The sequence below is a fragment of the Streptococcus sp. Marseille-Q6379 genome (assembly GCF_965119505.1).
This window is the reverse complement of sequence record NZ_CBCPLV010000001.1, coordinates 510,664-531,907: the sequence shown is the minus strand read 5'-3', so window position 1 is coordinate 531,907 and position 21,244 is coordinate 510,664. Positions and strand designations below refer to the sequence as shown.

Here is a 21,244-nt window from a genome sequence, read left to right as displayed (position 1 = left end):
CTTTTTTATTTCATGTTTATCTTAAAGCCTTGATAGACTTGAAAAGTGGTTTATAAAGACTTCTTAATACTTTATCAATGCCCTACATCTGAATATGAAATATAATAACGTTGCCCATCTTTGACAAAACTATACCAGTTTCCATCAGGTAAAATTTCATATTTATCCCAATCAACATCACCTGCAGGCATTTTAGAAACAACCCCACTGTCTTTATCTGGTGCAGCATATACAGGGGTTTCCTCATCAAGTGTCAATGTTCCAGAAGTAGCTGTCCAAGCACCTCGACCACCTTCAACTCCCCCAACTTGAGAAGCTGGTGTTGTTGCTTCAGCCACTTGGCCACCTTCCGTAGCACCTACTTGGGCTTGTTCTTGAGAAGAAGCTTTTGGTGCTACTGCTGAAGCCTGATTGTCATTTTCTTTACTTGAAACTGCTGAAGTTGATGATTGGGCTGATTTCTTATCCTTCTTAACAGCTTTACTTGAGCTTGAAGATGATTTCTTAACCGTCTTGGCTGGGCTACTACTTGTGCTAACACGCCCTGACTCATGACTATTAAACTTAGTCACTAAAAAGACAGCGAGGATAACTACAATAAGAGCTGATAGGATACCAATGAGTTTAGTTGTTGTTTTCATGATTGACGTTCCTTTTCTTATGATTTACAAGATTAGTATAATATAAAGACAACTAAAGTTTCATTGAAGTCATAAACTGTAGTTTTTTCGTCATAAAAGGACAACATCTTCTATTTTTAGCGTCTATTTAAAATGATGGTCTTGATAATATTATTCGTCATGATACAGAATTAAATGAAAAACTTACACAACAAGAACGAGATTACTTAGAGGGCGAAAGACGTGATCCACCCCCTACTCTGCTATTTGGGTATGATGCTAAAACAGATAATGAATCAGATTTTCGTTGTGAAGAATTGACTATTGAAAATGAAAATTTATAAAAAGGGTAGTTCTCGTATTTTTTCTACGACTAGTATCAAACAGAATATCTTTAGAAAAATTGAAAATAAGGAGATAATAAATGATGAATCATATCAATTCCCAAATAAAAAATAGGAGAAGAAATACAGTTATTGCAAGAGGAAAAATCATAAATATAGAACATAATGAGGATTACTCTTACTTAAAATTATTTATTCGAAATGGCGCTGGACTAAGACATACTTACTTAACATTTAGATATGATCCAAAAATATTTTATATTAGTAAAAATCAATATGTGATAATTACAGCACATATTGAAAATAAACAAAACCAGTCTAAAATAGAAAAACAAAAAACTGCCAAAGAATTTTTGGTGGTTTTTTGGTAGGGAACCTATTAATTCAAACAGTTTCTCATAATCGCTTATCGCAATAAAAAACCAGAGCTTATGCCCTGGTTTTCTTTTTTAAGCGACTTGAGTCGTTACCTTAATTATTTAAGTTATCATACCACGTCATCAAGTCTGAATCAGCCTGATCGACCTTATTTCCTTCGACTGCAAAGGCAGGCTCAATACGAGCGGTAACCTGGTTTTTAGCCAAAATAGTTTTGATATAATCTATACTTGATCCTAGTCCATAGCCTCCATTTGTCGAAAATGGAATAATCGTTTTACCATCAAGTTCTTTGGCGTGGGTTTCGAAAAAGGTTGCAACAGGTTCTGCCATTGTCATGCCCCAAATAGGATAGCCGATATAAATGGTTTTATAGCGAGATAAATCTGGCATCTCTACGTCCAATTCAGGAGTGTTTTCAACATTTCGTTCCTTATTGGCCCGTTGTACCGTTTCACCATAATCAGAACTATACGTTTCTTTGGCAACCAATTCAATCACATCTGCACCAGAAAGTGCCTGAATCTTGCTAGCCAGTAACTCAGTAGAGCCTGATCGTGAAAAATAGACAATCAGACTATCGGCGTCTTCAGACAAGATTCGAGTCGGCTCTTGCTTAGAATTGGTATCTTTTCCATCCGAAACTGTCCCACGACTATTATTCCACTCTTCATCTGAGAGACCAACTTGCGGTGCTGCAATCTGACTTTGGTCCATTTTCCCGCTTGGAAGAACAGATGAAGATGAGGTTGATAAACTACTACTTGTAGTATTGTTATTTTGAACGGAGCAAGCAGCTAAGACTAGGACACTTACCAATAAAATAAAGCTTTTTCTCATAGATACCTCCTAGGGATTTTTTCCAAATTGATAAATAAAGATAAGGACAAAAAGCAAAGCGACTAGGCTAAAACCTGCCATCCAACCAAGACTGACATAGAAATTCGATGTCATAGCCATAATAACAGATAAGCCAATTGGTCCACCAATTTGATGCATGGCATTTGTCAAGCCACTAGCCGAACCTGCCAAGTCATCAGGAGCTTGATAGATACCTGCTGCCGTCACAGGTGCCATGACCATTGCTTGACCAATACCAATCACCATCATTGGCAAGGCAACAGCTTGCACATAACCCAACTCTAATGGTGATAGGCTAGCCCATAAAAGACCAAGTGACAAAGCGATCTCTCCAATGAGTAAAATACGATTATTACCGAATCGCTTAGTCAGTTTGGGGAGCAGAAGAGAAGTAAGGAAGGTTGTGATTGTCAAGGGCAGAAAGGCAAAACCAGACCCCAAGGCAGAAAAACCGTACTCAGCCTGTAATAGCTGTGGCAATAGGAACCAATAGGGCAACATAGCCATCATGAATAGAGCTCTGACAAGATAGGCACCAAAACGAACTTTATTTTTGAATAAGTCTAGTGGCATAATAGGTAGTTTTTGTCCTTTTTCATAGAAATAAAAGCCAATCAAGATAAGAAAACCAGCGATAACAAAGGCAAGGGGGTAAATCTCACCATCCAAACCATAGATCAGACTCGCTAAACCTGCAACTGACAATAAACTTCCCAAGTAATCTATTTTCTCTTGGTGTCCAGCCTTAGCAACTACATGGCGATGAGTCAGATACATCAAGAGCAAAGTCAAAGGGACATTGATTAGAAAGCCTGCTCGCCAGGATACAAAACTGGTTAGGCCACCACCAATCAAGAGACCAACACTTGATCCAATTCCAGCCGTCGCACCATAGTAGGAAATAGCTTTTGTTCGCATTTCACCCGTATAAGTATCCATCATTAAGGCAAGGGTTGTTGGCGCGATAATAGAACTTCCAATCCCTTGAATAGCACGTGCCAAGATCATCATAGATGCATTTTGGGCAAGGCCAATCACCAAGGAACTCAGTCCAAATATAGCTAGACCAATTTGAAAAATTCGCTTACGACCCAACAAATCAGACAAGCGACCAGATAGGAGCAAAAAGCCACCGAAGGTAAGCGTATAGGCATTCGATACCCAAGCTAGACTGGTATCTGTTAGGTTTAAACTCTCCCCAATCTGAACAGAGCTGGTAAAGATAATGGAATTATCCATTAAGATCAAAAAATAAGCTAATAGGGTAATGGGTAAGATGATCCCAAATGATTCTTTTTTCATATACTCACACTTTCTTAGTAGAAAACTGGTTTCGCTAAAGCTTCACTTCCTGGCTCCACGATTCCAACGCTCACACCCAAGTCACGACTTGGATCTTGCAATAAGTCCATAACATATTGGGCAACTGCTTGGCGGGTGACTTGAGCACCTTTATAGGGTTCTCCTTGCGGAATCAACTTGTAGGAGCGATTGCCTTCCTGATTATAGAGCCAAGTCATACGAAGGTAGGTATAATCCAAACCTGACTCATCCACTAACTTAGCACCGATGACCCGATTATTTGTTGGAGAATAAGCACCAATCATGGCTTCATTCCATCGACCAAAGTCTCCGACGACCTCATCATACACACCGAGAACCCCTGCTACAATGAGGCGTCTGATACCCTTTTCCTTCATGACGGCAATGGTTGGCTCTAACAAGGCTGGCGATGCTTCATTGACAAAGACAACATCTGAATCCTCTAAAGCCTGTCGGACATTATCAAGACGGGACATATCCCCATCCACATAGCGAATGCGGTCATCCTGATAAGACAAACGTTGACTGACCTTTCGTCCCGCTAGTGTCAATTTAAAATCGGTTTCTTCTAATACCCGTGGGATAAGAAATCCCGGAATTTGTCCTGCTGCACCAATAATTGTTAATCTCATATTTTTTCTCCAATTTCTATTTGTTGACTTGTTTTTCCCAGAAGGAAATGGCGTCATCAATCCACCCCTCTGCTACCGTTTCTTTTCCAATACCAAAGCCATGCCTCAAACCTTTATAGACTTGAAACCGGCTGTCAATCCCAAGCTTTTTCAAGTTCTTCAGTCGATTTTCCATCACTTGCCAATTGGCAATCCAGTCATTAGTACCACAATTGGCATAGGTCGGTGCATCATCTCTAGAAACAGATGAATAACCAGTATATTGACTAACAACCATGCTGGCTGGCTCTATGGATGTCCTTGTTAAACGTTGTAATTCGCTTTTGTTACCTAAGCGAATAGCCATCCTAGCTCCAGCAGAACCACCCCAAAGCGAATACTGGTCAGGGTCTATCTTCAATTCACCGGAGTGACTATAAAGATAATCTAGGGCCTGTGCTAGATCTTCATAGGCCTTCTCGGGGCGATAAATCAGAGCAAAGGCATTGTAGCCTCTTTGGCTTAAGGCCAAGGCTTGTGGGAAACTGTCGTGCAAGGCAGCAACATAATGAAAACCGCCGCCTGCATTGATAAGGGCAAATTTCTCATATTCCTTCCCTTTGAAGTAAAATAGCCCTGTTTCTCTCTTACTTGGATCCTTCACCATCTCGTCCTCATCATAAATGGGGAAAAAGATTTGTTCATTTTTTTGAGCACGCTCGAGTAAGTTGTTCAAAACCTCTAAACTGGTCTTTGTTTTCAGGTTTGAATACCAGATAAAATGATTTGAATCAGTCACATCTTGGACAGTCTCCTCAGGATGAAAGGCCAACTGAAGCGGGAATAATAAGTGTCCAAATCCTCTAAAACTAGGATGTTGGGTAATTTCTCTAATTTTTGTATCTTTTGTAAATACCATAATTCCTCCTTTAGACAGGAGTCTTCTTACTCCCTAAACACAGGTTCAACCCTTTTACAACGGCTAAATTTTTATGGTCAATAATCTCACTGTAACCAATGTCCAGCTGTTTGATTTGGTCTAAGTCTTCTTGGTCCAATTCAAAATCCCAAAGGGCTACATTTTCTGCCAAATGTACGGGATTTGTTGATTTTGGGATGACGCTATTGCCCATCTGCACACTCCACTTTAAAGCGATTTGAGCAATGGATTTCTGATGTTTTTTCGCGATATTTTCTAATACTGGATGCTGAAAGATATTTTTCATCCCTTCACAAAGCGGGCCCCAAGCCTGAACCTGAATCCCGTAATCCTTCATCAGTTTCCTTAGGGATGATTGATGAAAGAAAGGATGAAGCTCAATTTGATTTACTGCTGGAACAATTTTTGTATTTAAAATAAAATCAAGCAAGCGATCTTCAGAGAAATTCGATACGCCAATAGCCTTAATTTTCCCTTGAGTATAAAGCTCCTCTAAGGCACGCCAAGATCCATAAACATCCCCCATCGGTTGATGAATCAAATACAGGTCAATGTAATCTGTTCCCAAGCGATTTAGGCTTGTTTCAAACTCCTTCATCGTTGCCTCATAGCCATCAGAATGAATCCATACCTTGCTGGAAATAAAAAAATTCTCTCGAGCAATTCCTGAATCCTTAATGGCCTGCCCTAAATCTGCTTCATTACCATAGATACTAGCCGTATCAAATAAGCGATACCCAGCCTCAATCGCCTGTTTGATGTAGGTTTGAGTCTCATTACCTTTCAGCTGAAACAGCCCCATCCCAACCTGTGGCATTTCTATTCCATTATTTAATCTAATCTTATTCATACAGCCACCTCCACTTGATGTCTCTATTTTACAAGTGCTTTAAAAAATAGTACAATAGCAATCAGTTATGCTGCTATTCATAAAGTGAATAGTCACAAAGGAGAAGATATGATCAATTTACAGCACCTAGAACAATTGATTACGGTTGCTAAAGAAGGGACACTATCACGCGCAGCTGAGGTTTTGTTGATTTCACAGCCGTCTTTGACCCGTAATATGCGTCAGTTAGAAGACGACTTAGGCGTCCAGCTTTTCCAACGAAGCAAAAACAAACTTTCCTTAACGGATACTGGTAAATATACTGTTCAACAAGCAGAAGCTTTGCTCAACTATGAGCAACAATTTTTAAAAAATATCCAACGTTTTTCTCTCCAAGCCACGACTTTATTTGGCGGCATCTCAGCTCCTGGTGTAGAATGGGAAGTGAGGAATCGTTTGGCAGATCAGGACTTAGAACAAGAAGTCCATATCGAGTTACACGATAATGACTCCCTAATAGAAGGCCTACTTAGTCAAAAATTCCAGTTTATCGTGACAGACTTTCCAATTGAGCATGACGATGTGCTGACAACTGGATTCTTCAAAGAACAACTTTACATTTCCGTTCCACCTGCCCATCCCTATGCCATGCGTGAGGAAATTGCATTGGAAGATTTGGCAAACCTAACCATGCTCTTGCGGTCCGGTTTGGGGATTTGGCAACCACTTGTGGATCAGCTAACACAAACCAAATTTATTGTCCAGACAGATTGGGAAGCCTTTGACGAACTGATCTCTGCTTCTGCTTTGCCAAGCTTTTCAACCAATATCTCTCAGGCCGCCTCAGACAATCCAACCCAACGTGTGCATGTCCCAATCGTAGATAAGGAAGCCACAAAAACCTATTACATCTCAACTTTGAAAAAGAATAAAAGTATATTAATGCAATTCACTTGATAGTACAGAAAAAAAGTATGGTTCCCTCGAAAGAACCATACTTTTCTTTATTTGATAAGGATTACTGCCTAATTGCTCTAGGTAAAACGATGACCAAGAACGTAAACAACACCGCCCACATCATGGCAGAAGGGAAGACCGTCAAGGTCAAGACTAAACCTATTAGCTTTAGTGCAATATCAATTAGACCTTCCCTATCTAAAATGTTAAAACGGCTTGCTCCAACAGCATCAGGATTTAGTTTATGCAATTCGTGATACATCCAGACGTTACAAGCTGTTACCAGAAGAACAATGACCCCATATAAGGTTTGAGCAACTGAATTGTTAAAATCAGCCGAAACCAAGGCTGTGGTGTAGGGGAAAAAGGATGAAAAGAAGAGTAAGACAATCGAACTCCAAACCAAATTGGAGTTGATTTTATCAACCACATCCCAACTACGATGCAAATTAACCCACATGGTTCCCAACCAGAAGAAAGAAATGGTGTAGGCGAAAAAATTGGTCCCCAAATCCCATAGAGCCTGCCAGCTAATCGGATCCGGCCGTTTTAATTCCAAAACTAAAATCGTCATGATAATCGCCAAGACGGCATCTGTAAAAGCGATTAAACGCTCTTTTGACATTAAATTCATGTTCACTCCTCCTTAATAAAGAGTATTATACCAAAATTTATTTCTTGTGAGAATAAAGTATGTTTCCCTCGAAAGAACCATACTTTTCTTTATTTGATAAGGATTACTGCCTAATTGTTCTAGGTAAAACGATGACCAAGAACGTAAACAGCACCGCCCACATCATGGCAGAAGGGAAGACCGTCAAGGTCAAGACTAAACCTATTAGCTTTAGTGCAATTTCAACTAGACCTTCCTTATCTAAAATGTTAAAACGGCTTGCTCCAACAGCATCAGGATTTAGTTTATGCAATTCGTGATACATCCAGACGTTACAAGCTGATACCAGAAGAACAATGACCCCATAGAAGGTTTGAGCAACTGAATTGTTAAAATCAGCCGAAACCAAGGTTGTGGTGTAGGGGAAAAAGGATGAAAAGAAGAGTAAGACAATCGAACTCCAAACCAAATTGGTGTTGATTTTATCAATCACATCCCAACTACGATGCAGATTAACCCACATGGTTCCCAACCAGAAGAAAGAAATGGTGTAGGCGAAAAAATTGGTCCGCAAATCCCATAGAGCCTGCCAGCTAATCTGATCTGGCCGTTCTAATTCCAAGACTAAAATCGTCATGATAATCGCCAAGACGGCATCTGTAAAAGCAATTAAACGCTCTTTTGACATTAAATTCATGTTCACTTCTCCTTAATAAAGAGTATTATACCAAAATTTATTTCTTGTGGAATAAAGAGTTGTTCTCTCTTTCCATAGAACTTTTAATATCCTATCTCAGTAAACCATTCAGCTACTTCTGAGCTTGTAGCTGATGAACTAAACCGTTGCCCTTCTTACCTAGACCGTAGTCAGAGAGCCAACAAGGAAAAGACTGTCAAAAACCCTAGAAAAATAAACTTAGTTTCTTCATGAACCTCTCAATTTCTTACCTAGTTATCATACCCTTGTAGTCCATTCCATACAAGCCGGCATAACGGCTCATGGTGTAGTTCCCCAAATCAAGAACTTCCTGCGTCGGAGCTGAGCCTTGAAAGATGAAATACAACACTTTTCCGTTGAGCTGTTCTTCGACACGACTATACTGTCGATCCAGGAAATTCCGTACCAAACCATTGATGCTATGCCAATAGACTGGTGAGCCAATCACAATTGTATCTGCTTCAAATAGCTTTGCTAGCACCTCTTCAAATTGATCATCTGAGAAATCTTGTCCGTAATCATAAATTTTATAATCTGCTAGATGAAGCGTTTCAAAAGATTGATCTCCTAATAATTTTTTTGCTAAAGCGACGGTATTGCCATTTTTATTGGGACTACCGTTTATAAATAATGTTGTCATTCCATTTTCTCCTTATCTACCACACTTTATACCTATTAAAATGATTTTCCAACAAAGCTTGCCAAAAGTTCAACTGTTTTAGCTTCGTGATGATCCGAGAAGACAGTTGTGTTCGTGTTAAGAGTCGCAATTTTGTCCATATCTTCTGCTGATAATTCAAAATCAAAGATGTCAAAGTTTTGACGGACACGTTCTGGATTGGCTGATTTTGAAAGGGAGACAATGCCACGTTGCAACTGCCAACGAAGCATAACTTGTGCTGTTGTTTTGCTGTATTTTTCTGCAATTTCTTTTAAAACTGGATTATTAAAAACATCAAATTGTCCTTCAGCAAAAGCGCCCCAACTCTCTGTTTGCACCCCTTTTGAGAGCATATAGGCTTGCTCATCTTCTTTTTGGTTGAAAACGTGGAGTTCAATCTGATTGACAGCTGGAGTAACTTCATTAAAGGCAGCAAGGTTAGCTAATTGATCTGGTTTAAAGTTTGAAACTCCAATCGCTTTGATTTTTCCTTCTTTATAAAGTTCTTCTAAGGCACGCCAAGCTCCGAAAATATCCCCAAATGGTTGATGTAAGAGATAGAGATCAACGTAGTCCAAATCTAATTTACGTAAGGATTCATTAAAAGCGTCTTTAGCAGCCTCATAACTAAAGTCAGAAATCCAAAGTTTGGTTGTGATAAAGAGCTCCTCACGGGGAACACCTGAGGCCTTGATAGCTTTTCCGACCGCTTCTTCATTACCATAAACTTGGGCGGTGTCAATCAAACGATAGCCCGTTTTAATCGCTTCTTCTACAACTGTCTGCGTTGTTTTGGCATCATGGATTTGGAATACTCCAAATCCAACCATAGGCATTTTGATTCCGTTATTAAGTATTGTGTATTGCATTGTTTACCTCGTTTTTATCTATTTTCATTATTCAAATGGATAGTTAGGATTAAATATTTTTTTCAAAGAAAGGTATGATTGCCTCAAAGGCGACATCTACAAAAGGATGGAGGTCGTACATGTCAAAGTGGCTTGCTTCAGGGACAACTACCCATTCTTTTACATCACTCTTGGCTGCATCAAAGATTTCACGAGATGCTGGTTGGCTCCAGGCATTTTCAGCAGTAACAACCAAGTACGGTTTGGTCATATCTTTCATGATATTGGTCACATTGTAATTAATCAGCTCTAATTGACTCCAAGCCACGACTTGATTGCTCCACCGTGCACGATTCCCACGAGCAGAATAGTAATATTGTGCCCCCTCTTCAAAGGCACGAGGTTGGAAATTAAGTGTAATTAGGTCACCTGTTCCATTTTCATAAGCTTCTTTAGCTGCCTTCACTTCCTCTTCAGGTAAGAAGAATGATGTCATTGGTGACGTTGAAATATCAGAAATTGCTGGCACAACTGCGGTAATAGCTTTTAAACGACTATCTTTGACACCAGCAACTGACATATAAGAACCTGACCCACACATGCCTAAACCACCGATACGGCTATTATCAACGTAAGGAAGGCTCTCAAGGAAGTCAATAGCCCCTTCGATATCTGATTGTTTGACATCAGGAAGCTCTTGCTGGCGTGGGAAACCTTGACTTTCGCCAAAATAAGCGCCATCAAATACCAAGGTAACGTAACCCGCTTCTGTAAGTGCATCGGCATAAACGGCTTGAGCTTGTTCTTTTACGGAAAGCATGGGCCCCGTTACAACAATTGCCGGGTAATTGGTATTCAAATCGAAGTTTGCAGGCAAGCGAAGGATACCTGCGAGGCGAAGGTTTAAATCTTTGTTCAAAAAAACAACATTTTGTGTTTGCATTATCAGTTCTCTCTTTCTTATTTATGGGCACCTCTATAAACTCCCAAAATTGTGAATTTGGAGTTCTGAAAGCCTTGTTAAATCAACATTTTAAATTTTAGAAAATTAGTTTTTAGAGGTCTCCTTATGAGTCTATTTTATTCTTAAAAGAGTGAATAGTACAATACTTATTGTTTATTGCAGTATTCATTTTATAAATACTGATAGACTATTCATCTGAGTCAGCTTTTTTAGTTCGTTTTGTCAAAAAACGTTGGGAGCATATTGTACAGATATTCTTGAACAGCAAGAAGGTCATGACTAGAACCTATACTAATATGAAGTGTCAGATTATCTTGAGAAAATGGCTGTCGTGTCCACATCATACCCTGGAGGAAGATAAACATAGGCTACTTTTTCAATATCTTGGTTAGCATCTGCATAATCTTTGCTATAGAGGCAAGAATAAACGGTAATGTTTGAATCGTGACATCCAACAAAGCCTGCACATCAAGAGCAAAGGCACGATCGTAATCTGCCATTGGCAACTCTTTAAGTGGTGTAACAGGTGCCCAACCAGCATTATTTACCAAGATATCTAACTGACCATTAAAATCAGTTTCAACGATTTTAACAATTTTAGCAACGTCATCTGAATTTGTAATATCAGCCACAACATAAGAAATATTCTTATTGCTATCTGCCACTTCTTTCAAAACATTTTCTCGACGTCCTGCGATAATAACTTTTGCTCCTTCGTTAGGATAACGTTCAGCAATACCACGACCAATTCCAGAACCGCCGCCCGTTACAACGGCAACTTTATTTTCAAAATGAAAAACCAGCTTTGAACAGCTGGTTTTGAGCTGTTTTATTCTGATACAATAACTAAAGATTTAATTGCTTCGCGTTTATCCATAGCTTCATAAGCCGCTTGAATATCATCGAGATTGAAGCGTTTGGTAAAGACTTTACCTGGATTAATTTTTTCAGTTAAGACAGCATCAAGAAGTAGTTCTTTGTCATAAGTAGTTACTGAGGCAATACCACCTCGTAAACCAATATTTTTCCAGAAGAGTGCATTGGTGTTCATTTCTGCTTTTTGAGGAACACCTACACGACCAATCACAGCACCTGGACGGCAGACATTGACAGCTGTTTCAACTGATTGTTCTGTTCCGACGCATTCTAAAACAGCATCGACTCCAGCACCATTCGTTAGCGCCATAACTTTTTCAACGGCTTCATCACCACGTTCAGCTACAATGTCAGTTGCGCCGAATTCTTTTGCTAAAGCTTGTCGGTCAGCATGGCGGCTCATGGCAATAATACGTGTTGCACCTAATAGTTTAGCACCGATAACACCACACAAACCGACGGCACCATCTCCCATGACAACAACAGTATCGCCAGCTTTGACTTCTGCTGTTTTAGCAGCATGATAACCAGTTGCCATCACATCAGCCAAAGTCAAGAGGGAATTCAATACGTCATCTGAATAGTCAGACGGTTGTCCAGGAATTTTAATAAGTGCCCAATCAGCATTTGTAAAGCGGAGATATTCACCTTGATAGCCAGCGTTACCACCTGGTTCCATATTGGTACAATTGCCATCAAAACCAGCACGGCAAGCAGCGCATTTACCACAACCATGTGTAAATGGAACAATGACAAAATCACCAGATTTAACTGAGGTCACCGCATTTCCTACTGTTTCAACAATGCCGATAGCTTCATGTCCGGTATAAGAATTTTGTTCGCGTTTAGAAATACCTCTAAACCACCAAAGGTCGGAACCGCAGACACACGCGCGAACAATCTTAATAATGGCATCTGTGTCTTTTTGAATTTCTGGTACAGGTGCTTCAGTAACTGTCATTTTCCCTGATTCAATAAATGTTGCGACTTTCATTTTTTCTCCTTCTCTATTTATCTTAATAAACAGGACGTGTCAATCCTTGAGTATCGGGGTCTGCAAGACCTATACTTTCTCTATTGAGGTAAGTTGGATCAGCAATCATTTTGACGACAACGTCTGCAATACTTTGACGTGAGCCAGAGACACCGACATATGATTCTCCTTTGTGCGTAATACTGTATTTCACCTCATCACGGTCATTTAACCAAGGCAAACGTAAAGTTGTGTAATCTAAGCCTGATTTTTCTAATAATTCGTCAGAACGTCGAGCTCGATTGAGCCCTGCTTGCGTAAGCATTTCTGTATTCCAACGACCATATTCTCCAGGAACTTCTCCGTAAATTCCTAAAACATTTGAAGCTATAACACGTTTAACATCATTTTTAATCATTGCTGCAATAACACCTTGAGTCAGTTTGTTATCAGGGTCATGGTCAACATTTGAAATAAAAACAATATCTTGTCCTTGAACAGCCTTGTCCAACATTTCTTGGTCGTGAATGTCAGCATCTACTGTCCTTACACGCGCAGGTTTAATAGCCACTAAGTCATCAACACGATGACTTTTTCGTAAATAAAGTGTCAATTGAACATCATCTTGTTCGCTCAAAAGACGTTTCGCTACAATCCGTGCAATTTGTCCATTGGCACCCAAAATTAAAACATTTTTCATTTATTATTCCTCAAACAATCTTAAAAATTAATCATTAGCATGAATGTCATAAGCTGACAAGAGATAATCTCCAACGCCTGGTGCGTCTGGGTCATGAGCACCTTTTCCTTTGTCAAGGGCACGAATCTCTGCCATTTCTTCAGCGGTCAATTCAAAATCAAAGAGTTCTTTATTTGATGCCATGCGAACTTTCTTGGTTGATTTTGGCAAGACAATGATACCTTCTTGCACTTCAAATCGCAAAATAATTTGCCCAGCATCTTTGCCATATTTGTTAGCCAAAGCTGTGATGATTGGTTCGGCAAATAAGTCTTTATTTCCTTGTCCGAGTGGCGCCCAAGCCTCGATTTTAACATCATCCTTTGCAAGCAAGTCACGTAGAGCTTTTTGTTGGAAATATGGGTTGAACTCTACTTGGTTAACAGCTGGGATAGTTGCAAAATTTGGAATAAATTGATTCCAAAAGTTTGGCGTGAAGTTTGATACACCGATGGATTTGATTTTACCAGCAGCTTTGGCTTCTTCTAGAGCTTTCCAAGCTTCTTCGACTTTGCCATAAGGTTGGTGAAGCAGGTAGAGGTCAAGGTAATCAAGCCCCATTTTTTCCAAGATTGCATCAATGGTTGCTTTAGCAGTTTCGTAAGCATAATCTTGAATCCAAAGTTTACTAGTGACAAAGATTTCATCACGTGAAATGCCAGAATCCTTGATAGCCTGTCCAACTTCTTTCTCATTGAAATATGCTTGAGCCGTATCGATATGACGGTAGCCAACTTCCAAAGCTTCTTTCACTGCTGTATAAGTTGAACCATCCGCTGGAATTTGGAATACTCCAAACCCAACTGCTGGAATACGATTGCCATCATTTAAAGTAATTGTTTTCATCTTTAGTTGTCTCCATTTTTTCTCTGTTCAATCAAACGCAAGAACATGTCAACTGTTGAAGGATCTTGGTGATTGAAAAACAGACTTTCTTTTGTATCAAGTTCTGCAATAGCTGTCATATCTTCATCCGTTAAGTTAAAATCAAAAACATCAATATTCTCAGCCATACGCTCTGGTTTTACTGATTTTGTCAAGCAGACGATACCACGCTCCACCTGCCAACGAATCATAATTTGAGCTGTGGACTTACCATATTTTTCCGCAATCGCCACTAGTGTCGGATGAGAAAAGATGCCATTTCTACCCTCTGCAAAAGTAGCCCATGACTCCATCTGAACATTGTTTTTGATCATATTCTCTTGTGCGAAAATCTGTTGATTAAACGGATGGGTTTCAACTTGATTGACCTGTGGTGTGATTTCATTAAAAGCCACCAGATCACTCAGACGATCGGGATAGAAATTGCTGACACCAATGGCACGCAGTTTCCCTTCTTTATACAAGTCCTCCAAGGCACGATAAGAACCATAATAATCTGAAAAGGGCTGATGAAGGAGCATCAAGTCTAGATAATCTAAGCCCATGACCTCCAATGAATGTAGAACAGCTTTTCTCGTTTTCTCATAACCGTAATGCTCTAGCCAGACTTTGCTAGTAATGAAAAATTCTTCCCTTGGCAAACCTGATTCTGCGATAGCTTCACCAACTTCTTTTTCATTGGCATAAGACTGAGCCGTATCAAAATGACGATAGCCAACCTTAATAGCATCAAGTACGGCCTGCTTGGTTTCACTGGCAGGAATTTGGAAAACACCAAATCCAAGAATTGGCATCTTCACTCCATTGTTCAAATTAACGTGTTTCATAGTATTCATCTCACTTTCTGTATATATTATAATCCTCTTTCATTTACCTGTACAATAGCAAAGAAAAATAGCAGTATTCATTTTTTTAATACTGCTATCTATACTAAACCTAATCCTCCTTCAGTTGACTTGGAATCACAAGGACTACCAGAGTCAAAAGAACGGAAAGAAGCATGGCTGGCGGAAAAATAGTAGCTGACAAGACAAGACCGATGACTTTCCCAATCGTATCAAAGAATATCCATTTCTTCATGTCTTCAATTTGTCGTTTTAAGAGAGGATTGTTTGGATCATCTTGATAAAGCGAACGATAAAGCCCTCTGTTTGAAACGGTAATGAATAAGACAACCAAGCCATAGACAACTTGTGCTAACGAATCGGTAAAATTAGTTGAAACAATAGCCGTCACATAGGGGAATAACGAGGAGGCAAAGAGAAGAATCATCACCCACCAGAAAGTTTTACTGGATATTTTTTAAACATAGAGCCATTCATTATGAATGATGATCAGCATACTGCCTAACCAGAAAAACGTTCACTCTCAAACAAGACTTTTGGGAGTTTATAATAACGCTCTGATGTCTTATATTGATTAACGGTAATACGTTTCATGATTATCCCTCCTAGACTAAAAGTCCAAAATTCCCGAATTCATCAAATCGGATTAAACCTGTTTGTTCCATTTCATTTACCAGTTGAGTTGCTTTTAGATTATCAACTCCCATGATGGTCATGATATGGCTCTTCACGATTTGACGTGATGACTGTTCTTCCTTTTGCATAATTACCTCCGAAACGCAAAAAAAGGAGTAGACAATCTAGTGTCTACCCCCGAAAGTTTATTAAAACAAAAATCCTGCCAAAGAATTTTTGGCAGGATTTTTGGCAGGAAACCAAATCAATTTATCAGTTTCTATCAATCGCTTATCGCAATAAAAAACCAGAGCTTATGCCCTGGTTTTCTTTATTAAGCGACTTGAGTCGTTACCTTATTATTTAAGAGTAACTGAAGCTCCAGCTTCTTCAAGTTTAGCTTTGATTTCTTCAGCTTCAGCTGCAGCAACACCTTCTTTAATAACTGATGGTGCACCGTCAACGATAGCTTTAGCTTCTTTAAGACCTTCGCCTGTGATTTCACGTACAACTTTGATAACGCCAACTTTTTTGTCGCCTGCAGATGTCAATTCAACGTCGAATGAATCTTTAGCAGCACCAGCGTCAGCAGCACCAGCTGCAGCAGCAGCTACAGGAGCAGCAGCAGTTACGCCAAACTCTTCTTCGATAGCTTTTACAAGGTCGTTCAATTCAAGGATTGAAGCTTCTTTAATTTCAGCAATAATGTTTTCAATGTTCAATGCCATTGTGATTTCCTCCAAATGTGTTTTTTAATATAGTGTTTTAAACGTAGCTTAGGCTACGAGTTGTGAAGATGGGCTTATGCAGCACCGTCTTCTTTGCTTTCTGCAACCGCTTTGACAGCGTATGCAACGTTGCGCACTGGCGCTTGAAGTACAGAAAGGAGCATAGAAAGCATACCTTCTTTGTTTGGAAGTGATGCAAGAGCGTTGATTTCTTCGACTGAAGTGAACGCACCGTCAACAACACCACCTTTGATTTCAAGAGCTTCTGCGTCTTTAGCAAATTCGCTAATAACTTTTGCTGGTGCGATAACATCTTCGTTTGAGAATGCTACTGCAGATGGACCAACAAAAAGTTCTTTAAGGTCTTCAAGACCTGCTTCTTCAGCTGCACGGCTCAAGATAGAGTTTTTGATAACTTTAAATTCAACGCCTGATTCACGAAGATTACGACGAAGAACTGTATCTTGGTCAACTGTAAGTCCACGAGAGTCAACAACAACGATAGATGCTGCTGCTTTCATTTTCTCAGCGACGATAGCAACCTGTTCAGCTTTTTTAGCAATAATAGCTTCACTCATTAGTAGTTTTACCTCCGTTTTTATTTTTGGGCTAGGCACAAAAAAATCGTACCTAAACCTAGACACGAAAGTACAATACGTTACAAAAAAATAGTTACGTTTTGTGCCTCGGTTGGATGTTTACGAGTCTTGCTCCCCAACTGTCTTAGGTCAGTTTTTTCAAACCTTATTTATAATATCATGACCTAAATCAGACGTCAAGAAAAAAATGCAATTTTTTTATTTTTTTCTCTATCTTTTTTCGAAGACCATAAAACCTCTCAAAATCTAAAGATTTCAAGAGGTTATTTCTAATCATACCTAAGGGCCTCGATAGGATCGAGTTTTGAAGCTTTATTAGCCGGTAGAAGGCCAAAGATAATCCCTACAGCTGCTGAGAAGGCTATGCTTCCCATGGCTACACCAAGAGAAACCGTCGCTTTAAGGTCCATGGCATTCCCAATTGGTCCAACAACTAGGGCTGCAAAGCCTAGCCCAATCAAACCTCCCAGAATGGTCAGAACCATCGACTCAATCAAAAACTGAGTCAAGATTTTACGACGTGTAGCACCTAAAGCCTTACGAAGACCAATCTCTCGTGTCCGCTCAGTTACCGAAACCAACATGATGTTCATAACACCGATTCCGCCAACTAATAATGAAATCCCAGCAATAGCTCCGACAACGGTGGTAATGGTTCCAAAGATCGTATTCACCTGATCTAGGGCCGAACTCATATCTGCTGCCTTATATTCTCCATTGTCATCTTGGGCCAACTGGGTCAAGCGTTTAGCAGCATCCTTAGCAACGCTACTACTATTTTTCACATCGGTCACATGGAAAAAAATCTGGCCAATAGCATCAGTGTTATTTTCAGCCGCTAACTGGGTATTGGCCACAAGAGCTGTTCCAATTTCACCATAAGCACCGATTGCTGTGTCTTTATTCTTATAAACACCAATCACACGATAATCATTGTTCCCAATAGTAACCACTTGGTTAAGGGCATCCCCATTCGTCTCAAAGAGTTTTTTAGCCACCATCTGATCAATGACAATAACTCGTGAAAAGTTTTTATAATCATTGTCTTGCAAGGAACGTCCTGTCAACATTTCTAACTTTTTAGCTTTAAAGTAGCCCTGACTGGCACCTGTGATATTAACATTCTTCACGGTCTTTTTTTGGAGGGAGATAGAGGAAGTTAGGCTGTTAGTCACAAAATAACTATCAATACCAGGCGTCTGCCTAGCCACTTGCTCCAACCAAACTTCTTTAACCGGTTTGGTAGGTTGTGCCAAATCTGCATAGGCAGGATCTAGCTCCTCACCCTTGGCTTCATAGTAGACTTGAACTGTATCCTTGTCACCAGTCACACTATCGGTAACACTCTGACGCATTCCATTTCCTAGCCCCATGATAAGTACTACCGCAGCAACACCAATGATAATTCCCAACATGGTCAGGAAGGACCGCATCTTGTGTGAACGAATAGAACTAAGAGCAAATTTCCAATTTTCCATTCTTACCTCCTAGTCAATCCGAACGCTGTCCGTCGTGTCCTGGGTGATTTCACCATCACGAATGACAATCTTACGTCGGGCATAGTCCGCAATCTCTGGCTCATGAGTAACCATGATGATAGTCTTTCCTTCACGGTTCAGCTGGGTTAAGAGCTCCATAATCTGCATCCCTGTCTTGGTATCAAGAGCACCTGTAGGTTCATCCGCCAAAATGATTGCCGGATCGTTAGACAGTGCACGCGCAATGGCAACCCTCTGCTTCTGTCCACCAGACAGCTCCGATGGTAGGTGATGGCTACGGTCTGACAAGCCAACTTTTTCCAAGAATTGTTGTGCCCTTTGCTTACGTTCACGTGGAGATTTCCCTGCATAAATCAAGGGAAGCTCTACGTTCTTTTGGGCACTTAACTTTGGCAAGAGAAAAAACTGTTGAAAGATAAAGCCAATCTGGTCATTTCTTACCTTGGCTAGACGATTTTCAGAGAGTTCAGCCACATCCTCGCCCTCGAGTTGATAGGAACCTGTAGTCGGTTGATCAAGAAGTCCGATAATATTCATGAGGGTTGATTTCCCTGAACCAGAAGGACCCATGATAGCCACAAAATCACCTTCTTCAACTGACAAGTCAATACCCTTAAGGACCTGCAAAGACTCTTGACCATTTTTGAAAGACTTGGTGATGCTCTTTAAAACCATAAGTGCTGGCTTAGTCACTAGACCTCACCTCTTCTCCACTAGTGTCTTTTGATTGTTTGCTATCAGCATCCGTCACATCTTTTAGGGTTTCGCCATCCTTAAAGGATTTATCTGCCCTGGTGATAACTTTTTGACCTTCTTTAAGTCCTGAAGCAATTTCCTGTTGCTTGGCATCCGCATTGCCAAGTTTAACCTTGACTTGCTTAATTTTCTGAGTTTCATCATCGTAAACCCAGACATAGTTGTCAGAGCCTTTCTTGGTCACAGCAGTTACAGGAACCAACAAGGCATCATCATCTTTGGTCACTTCAAGTGATACATTAAAACCTTGCTTCAGTTTTCCGATTGGACTGGTCAATTGAACCTTGTATTCATACTGAGAACCTGACTGACCTGAGTTGCCAGATGTCCCCGTTGACTGGTTGGCATTTTGCTTAGGATAATTGGAAACATAGCTGACCTTCCCTGTCCAAGTTTGGTCTGGGTATACTTTGGAAGTAATCTTGACCTTTTGCCCCACTGAAATATTTGGAATGTCATATTCTGTTAAGGTCCCTTGAATCTCAAATTGGCCTTCACTTGTCACATGAACTAGGGTTTGGCTCTCTTTTGAAGCAGGGTCCACAGAGTCCGCAACTTCTACGACTGTTCCATTAGCATCTGAAACAATCACTGTTTGGTTGAGAACATCTTGTGCCTTTTCTAGCTCTGATGCTGCATTGGCAATGGCATCATTATAATCTTGCAAGGTTTGGTAATTACTTGCCTCGGTTTGCTGACGCTGTTGAGGACTAACGGTAGTTGTCGAATCATCCTCATCCGAATCACTACTTGTTTGCGCTGAAGCCGCAGGAGCCGTCCCATACTGTTGGAAATAATTACGGTCACGAACTGCCTTATTGTAGGCACGACTAGCCGTATCATAAGCCGCTTGGGCTGAGGTGCTGTCGTATTGGACCAGTTGCTGACCGACGCTAACTTCCTCACCAACAGAGACTGTCACAGTGGCATTGCGTCCAATGGTATTGTCAAAATAAACATACTGTTCCGACTGAGCCTTCACCATACCAGTCAGAAGGGTCGACGAGGCCAGCTGCCCCTTAGTTACCTTACTTGCTGTAGGGGACTCAGAAGCCTTATCATTCTTGCCACCACCTGCAAAAAGGTTAAAGACTAGGACCAAAAGGACAAGGAAGCCAATTCCTCCAATGATCCAAACTCTTTTTTTATTTTTAAATAACTTTGGACTGATTTTCTTTCGCATATATCTCTCTTTTCTTTTTGTATCACATGGATAAAACAATTGTAATACTTTTAACTTTCAGTGTCAATGACCTTCGCTGACATCCATGACACCATAATGCAGCTTTTGATTGGGCCGAACCTGGCGTTCAAAACCAAGTTCTTCAAAAACGGTATCTCGAAAATGTGCCTTGATGATAATTTTTTCCCGTACAACACGTTTAGCTTCTTTTAGCCATTCTTCTGTCAGACGGCTACCATTGGCCAGAGGCTTGATAGCCTCTAGATTTTCCGATTCCTTGATGATCTCTGAAAACATAGGATCGGCATAGATGATATCAAAGGCATTGTCAGCTTGAGCCTTCAAAAAAGACAAGCTATCGCTCTTAATAGCTTTAATAGAACGCATGGCCTTTTCAAACTGCTTATCATCCGTCTGATAAGAGGCAAGACCACGAGAAACCACCTGAAAAATCACATCTTGACTCTCAAGGGCAGTCACCTGATTTCCCGCTGCTACCATCACTAGGCTATCAGAAGCCAGACCCATGGTCGTGTCAAGAATAGTCTTGGGAGACTTACCTAAAAGACTGACTAAAGCGTCATGGGGAGCCTTAATCCTGAGAGCAGCCGTATCTGGATGGAAGGTCAACTCACTAGCATCCGCATTAACAAAAGACAATCTGTCTTTATATAGGAGATAGAAAGGTCCAAAGCGCTCTAAACATTTTGCCAAGGACAACTTGCGACGAGGCTGGTAGTCAGCTCCTAACTCAAGAGCTAGTTCTTGGGCACGCGCAATCAAGGTCTCGTTTTCCCGTAAAGATGTCGTAATAATCATGTTTCTAGTATAGCAGAATTTAAGTAGTCTAAACCATGGTCTTAGCTTTCATTTTTAACT

The 21,244-nt window shown here is 40.3% G+C and carries 26 protein-coding genes, 1 pseudogene and 1 other annotated feature; of the genes and pseudogenes, 2 read left to right on the top strand and 25 right to left on the bottom strand.

All coding sequences use genetic code 11. The annotated features are described in order from the left end of the window. Positions 1-74: 74 nt before the first annotated feature. The gene (locus tag ACWPVZ_RS02675; protein ID WP_454380762.1) at positions 75-641 is read right to left on the bottom strand and encodes a transcriptional regulator; all 567 of its coding nucleotides are present in this window, start codon (positions 639-641) and stop codon (positions 75-77) included. 403 nt (positions 642-1,044) lie between these two features. On the opposite strand from ACWPVZ_RS02675, the gene ACWPVZ_RS02670 reads away from it, so the two are divergent. After that, positions 1,045-1,335 (top strand): hypothetical protein, encoded by a 291-nt coding sequence (locus ACWPVZ_RS02670; protein WP_454380760.1) that lies wholly within the window; start codon positions 1,045-1,047, stop codon positions 1,333-1,335. Positions 1,336-1,435: 100 nt separating this feature from the next. Here ACWPVZ_RS02670 and ACWPVZ_RS02665 read toward each other — a convergent pair whose 3' ends face one another. From ACWPVZ_RS02665 to ACWPVZ_RS02645, 5 genes are read right to left on the bottom strand one after another with little or no spacing between them, the layout of a single operon-like run. Continuing rightward, a complete protein-coding gene (locus tag ACWPVZ_RS02665; RefSeq protein ID WP_454380758.1) occupies positions 1,436-2,182 on the bottom strand; it encodes a flavodoxin family protein in 747 nt (248 codons plus the stop codon). A gap of 9 nt (positions 2,183-2,191) precedes the next feature. Next, the gene (locus ACWPVZ_RS02660) at positions 2,192-3,505 is read right to left on the bottom strand and encodes an MFS transporter (RefSeq protein ID WP_454380756.1); all 1,314 of its coding nucleotides are present in this window, start codon (positions 3,503-3,505) and stop codon (positions 2,192-2,194) included. A gap of 14 nt (positions 3,506-3,519) precedes the next feature. Further along, on the bottom strand, positions 3,520-4,158 hold the full coding sequence (locus tag ACWPVZ_RS02655) for an NAD(P)H-binding protein (protein ID WP_454380754.1): 639 nt from the start codon (positions 4,156-4,158) through the stop codon (positions 3,520-3,522). 16 nt (positions 4,159-4,174) lie between these two features. Continuing rightward, positions 4,175-5,056 (bottom strand): alpha/beta hydrolase, encoded by an 882-nt coding sequence (locus tag ACWPVZ_RS02650; protein ID WP_454380752.1) that lies wholly within the window; start codon positions 5,054-5,056, stop codon positions 4,175-4,177. A 10-nt stretch (positions 5,057-5,066) separates the two neighbouring features. Continuing rightward, positions 5,067-5,927 carry an aldo/keto reductase gene (locus ACWPVZ_RS02645; RefSeq protein ID WP_454380750.1) on the bottom strand — a complete coding sequence of 287 codons (861 nt, stop codon included), beginning with the start codon at positions 5,925-5,927 and terminating at the stop codon, positions 5,067-5,069. 108 nt (positions 5,928-6,035) lie between these two features. Between ACWPVZ_RS02645 and ACWPVZ_RS02640 the strand changes: the two genes are divergently transcribed. Further along, positions 6,036-6,863 (top strand): LysR family transcriptional regulator, encoded by an 828-nt coding sequence (locus ACWPVZ_RS02640; protein ID WP_454380748.1) that lies wholly within the window; start codon positions 6,036-6,038, stop codon positions 6,861-6,863. A 61-nt stretch (positions 6,864-6,924) separates the two neighbouring features. Here ACWPVZ_RS02640 and ACWPVZ_RS02635 read toward each other — a convergent pair whose 3' ends face one another. From ACWPVZ_RS02635 to ACWPVZ_RS02545, 19 genes and pseudogenes are all read right to left on the bottom strand, one after another. Then, on the bottom strand, positions 6,925-7,488 hold the full coding sequence (locus tag ACWPVZ_RS02635; RefSeq protein WP_454381490.1) for a TMEM175 family protein: 564 nt from the start codon (positions 7,486-7,488) through the stop codon (positions 6,925-6,927). Between the two features lie 112 nt (positions 7,489-7,600). Then, positions 7,601-8,164, bottom strand: coding sequence for a TMEM175 family protein (locus ACWPVZ_RS02630; protein ID WP_065868426.1), 564 nt, complete (start codon positions 8,162-8,164; stop codon positions 7,601-7,603). Between the two features lie 256 nt (positions 8,165-8,420). Then, entirely contained in the window at positions 8,421-8,834 is a 414-nt protein-coding gene (locus tag ACWPVZ_RS02625) for a flavodoxin family protein (protein WP_454380746.1), read from the bottom strand. A gap of 35 nt (positions 8,835-8,869) precedes the next feature. Beyond that, positions 8,870-9,724, bottom strand: coding sequence for an aldo/keto reductase (locus ACWPVZ_RS02620; protein ID WP_454380744.1), 855 nt, complete (start codon positions 9,722-9,724; stop codon positions 8,870-8,872). Positions 9,725-9,773: 49 nt separating this feature from the next. Beyond that, positions 9,774-10,646 (bottom strand): alpha/beta hydrolase, encoded by an 873-nt coding sequence (locus tag ACWPVZ_RS02615; protein WP_454380742.1) that lies wholly within the window; start codon positions 10,644-10,646, stop codon positions 9,774-9,776. A gap of 389 nt (positions 10,647-11,035) precedes the next feature. Then, complete coding sequence (locus ACWPVZ_RS02610; protein WP_454381488.1) at positions 11,036-11,470, bottom strand: SDR family NAD(P)-dependent oxidoreductase; 435 nt, start codon at positions 11,468-11,470, stop codon at positions 11,036-11,038. Positions 11,471-11,496: 26 nt separating this feature from the next. Beyond that, positions 11,497-12,537, bottom strand: a complete 1,041-nt coding sequence (locus ACWPVZ_RS02605) for a zinc-dependent alcohol dehydrogenase family protein (RefSeq protein WP_454380740.1) — start codon at positions 12,535-12,537, stop codon at positions 11,497-11,499. A gap of 22 nt (positions 12,538-12,559) precedes the next feature. Continuing rightward, complete coding sequence (locus ACWPVZ_RS02600) at positions 12,560-13,216, bottom strand: NAD(P)H-binding protein (protein WP_268690951.1); 657 nt, start codon at positions 13,214-13,216, stop codon at positions 12,560-12,562. 27 nt (positions 13,217-13,243) lie between these two features. Then, complete coding sequence (locus tag ACWPVZ_RS02595; RefSeq protein ID WP_454380738.1) at positions 13,244-14,101, bottom strand: aldo/keto reductase; 858 nt, start codon at positions 14,099-14,101, stop codon at positions 13,244-13,246. A 2-nt stretch (positions 14,102-14,103) separates the two neighbouring features. Beyond that, positions 14,104-14,967 carry an aldo/keto reductase gene (locus ACWPVZ_RS02590; protein ID WP_454380736.1) on the bottom strand — a complete coding sequence of 288 codons (864 nt, stop codon included), beginning with the start codon at positions 14,965-14,967 and terminating at the stop codon, positions 14,104-14,106. Positions 14,968-15,076: 109 nt separating this feature from the next. Next, positions 15,077-15,412 (bottom strand): hypothetical protein, encoded by a 336-nt coding sequence (locus tag ACWPVZ_RS02585; protein ID WP_454380734.1) that lies wholly within the window; start codon positions 15,410-15,412, stop codon positions 15,077-15,079. 83 nt (positions 15,413-15,495) lie between these two features. After that, a pseudogene (locus ACWPVZ_RS02580) lies at positions 15,496-15,579 on the bottom strand (replication initiator protein A); the annotation flags it as partial. Positions 15,580-15,590: 11 nt separating this feature from the next. Continuing rightward, positions 15,591-15,749, bottom strand: a complete 159-nt coding sequence (locus ACWPVZ_RS02575; protein ID WP_183139468.1) for a hypothetical protein — start codon at positions 15,747-15,749, stop codon at positions 15,591-15,593. A 210-nt stretch (positions 15,750-15,959) separates the two neighbouring features. Further along, on the bottom strand, positions 15,960-16,328 hold the full coding sequence (gene rplL, locus ACWPVZ_RS02570; protein ID WP_004183006.1) for a 50S ribosomal protein L7/L12: 369 nt from the start codon (positions 16,326-16,328) through the stop codon (positions 15,960-15,962). Positions 16,329-16,402: 74 nt separating this feature from the next. Beyond that, positions 16,403-16,906 (bottom strand): 50S ribosomal protein L10, encoded by a 504-nt coding sequence (gene rplJ, locus ACWPVZ_RS02565; RefSeq protein ID WP_003095623.1) that lies wholly within the window; start codon positions 16,904-16,906, stop codon positions 16,403-16,405. 31 nt (positions 16,907-16,937) lie between these two features. Next, positions 16,938-17,074: a sequence feature (ribosomal protein L10 leader region), on the bottom strand. A 122-nt stretch (positions 17,075-17,196) separates the two neighbouring features. Continuing rightward, entirely contained in the window at positions 17,197-18,405 is a 1,209-nt protein-coding gene (locus tag ACWPVZ_RS02560; RefSeq protein ID WP_060971850.1) for an ABC transporter permease, read from the bottom strand. 9 nt (positions 18,406-18,414) lie between these two features. Beyond that, positions 18,415-19,101: an ABC transporter ATP-binding protein gene (locus ACWPVZ_RS02555; protein WP_155124436.1), complete on the bottom strand. Its 687-nt coding sequence runs from the start codon at positions 19,099-19,101 to the stop codon at positions 18,415-18,417. Between the two features lie 10 nt (positions 19,102-19,111). Continuing rightward, positions 19,112-20,365, bottom strand: coding sequence for an efflux RND transporter periplasmic adaptor subunit (locus ACWPVZ_RS02550; RefSeq protein WP_454380730.1), 1,254 nt, complete (start codon positions 20,363-20,365; stop codon positions 19,112-19,114). 63 nt (positions 20,366-20,428) lie between these two features. Further along, positions 20,429-21,184 (bottom strand): class I SAM-dependent methyltransferase, encoded by a 756-nt coding sequence (locus ACWPVZ_RS02545; protein WP_454380728.1) that lies wholly within the window; start codon positions 21,182-21,184, stop codon positions 20,429-20,431. Between the last annotated feature and the right edge of the window lie 60 nt (positions 21,185-21,244).

Bases quoted from the DNA above. Each gene is read 5' to 3' on its own strand.
- ACWPVZ_RS02620 (WP_454380744.1), bottom strand. From the start codon at position 9,724: ATGCAATACACAATACTTAATAACGGAATCAAAATGCCTATGGTTGGA.
- ACWPVZ_RS02665 (WP_454380758.1), bottom strand. From the start codon at position 2,182: ATGAGAAAAAGCTTTATTTTATTGGTAAGTGTCCTAGTCTTAGCTGCT.
- ACWPVZ_RS02640 (WP_454380748.1), top strand. From the start codon at position 6,036: ATGATCAATTTACAGCACCTAGAACAATTGATTACGGTTGCTAAAGAA.
- ACWPVZ_RS02550 (WP_454380730.1), bottom strand. From the start codon at position 20,365: ATGCGAAAGAAAATCAGTCCAAAGTTATTTAAAAATAAAAAAAGAGTT.
- ACWPVZ_RS02615 (WP_454380742.1), bottom strand. From the start codon at position 10,646: ATGCAAACACAAAATGTTGTTTTTTTGAACAAAGATTTAAACCTTCGC.
- ACWPVZ_RS02635 (WP_454381490.1), bottom strand. From the start codon at position 7,488: ATGTCAAAAGAGCGTTTAATCGCTTTTACAGATGCCGTCTTGGCGATT.
- ACWPVZ_RS02605 (WP_454380740.1), bottom strand. From the start codon at position 12,537: ATGAAAGTCGCAACATTTATTGAATCAGGGAAAATGACAGTTACTGAA.
- rplL (WP_004183006.1), bottom strand. From the start codon at position 16,328: ATGGCATTGAACATTGAAAACATTATTGCTGAAATTAAAGAAGCTTCA.
- ACWPVZ_RS02625 (WP_454380746.1), bottom strand. From the start codon at position 8,834: ATGACAACATTATTTATAAACGGTAGTCCCAATAAAAATGGCAATACC.
- ACWPVZ_RS02575 (WP_183139468.1), bottom strand. From the start codon at position 15,749: ATGCAAAAGGAAGAACAGTCATCACGTCAAATCGTGAAGAGCCATATC.
- ACWPVZ_RS02585 (WP_454380734.1), bottom strand. From the start codon at position 15,412: ATGATTCTTCTCTTTGCCTCCTCGTTATTCCCCTATGTGACGGCTATT.
- ACWPVZ_RS02545 (WP_454380728.1), bottom strand. From the start codon at position 21,184: ATGATTATTACGACATCTTTACGGGAAAACGAGACCTTGATTGCGCGT.
- ACWPVZ_RS02630 (WP_065868426.1), bottom strand. From the start codon at position 8,164: ATGTCAAAAGAGCGTTTAATTGCTTTTACAGATGCCGTCTTGGCGATT.
- ACWPVZ_RS02650 (WP_454380752.1), bottom strand. From the start codon at position 5,056: ATGGTATTTACAAAAGATACAAAAATTAGAGAAATTACCCAACATCCT.
- rplJ (WP_003095623.1), bottom strand. From the start codon at position 16,906: ATGAGTGAAGCTATTATTGCTAAAAAAGCTGAACAGGTTGCTATCGTC.
- ACWPVZ_RS02590 (WP_454380736.1), bottom strand. From the start codon at position 14,967: ATGAAACACGTTAATTTGAACAATGGAGTGAAGATGCCAATTCTTGGA.
- ACWPVZ_RS02555 (WP_155124436.1), bottom strand. From the start codon at position 19,101: ATGGTTTTAAAGAGCATCACCAAGTCTTTCAAAAATGGTCAAGAGTCT.
- ACWPVZ_RS02675 (WP_454380762.1), bottom strand. From the start codon at position 641: ATGAAAACAACAACTAAACTCATTGGTATCCTATCAGCTCTTATTGTA.
- ACWPVZ_RS02595 (WP_454380738.1), bottom strand. From the start codon at position 14,101: ATGAAAACAATTACTTTAAATGATGGCAATCGTATTCCAGCAGTTGGG.
- ACWPVZ_RS02600 (WP_268690951.1), bottom strand. From the start codon at position 13,216: ATGAAAAATGTTTTAATTTTGGGTGCCAATGGACAAATTGCACGGATT.
- ACWPVZ_RS02560 (WP_060971850.1), bottom strand. From the start codon at position 18,405: ATGGAAAATTGGAAATTTGCTCTTAGTTCTATTCGTTCACACAAGATG.
- ACWPVZ_RS02645 (WP_454380750.1), bottom strand. From the start codon at position 5,927: ATGAATAAGATTAGATTAAATAATGGAATAGAAATGCCACAGGTTGGG.
- ACWPVZ_RS02670 (WP_454380760.1), top strand. From the start codon at position 1,045: ATGATGAATCATATCAATTCCCAAATAAAAAATAGGAGAAGAAATACA.
- ACWPVZ_RS02660 (WP_454380756.1), bottom strand. From the start codon at position 3,505: ATGAAAAAAGAATCATTTGGGATCATCTTACCCATTACCCTATTAGCT.
- ACWPVZ_RS02655 (WP_454380754.1), bottom strand. From the start codon at position 4,158: ATGAGATTAACAATTATTGGTGCAGCAGGACAAATTCCGGGATTTCTT.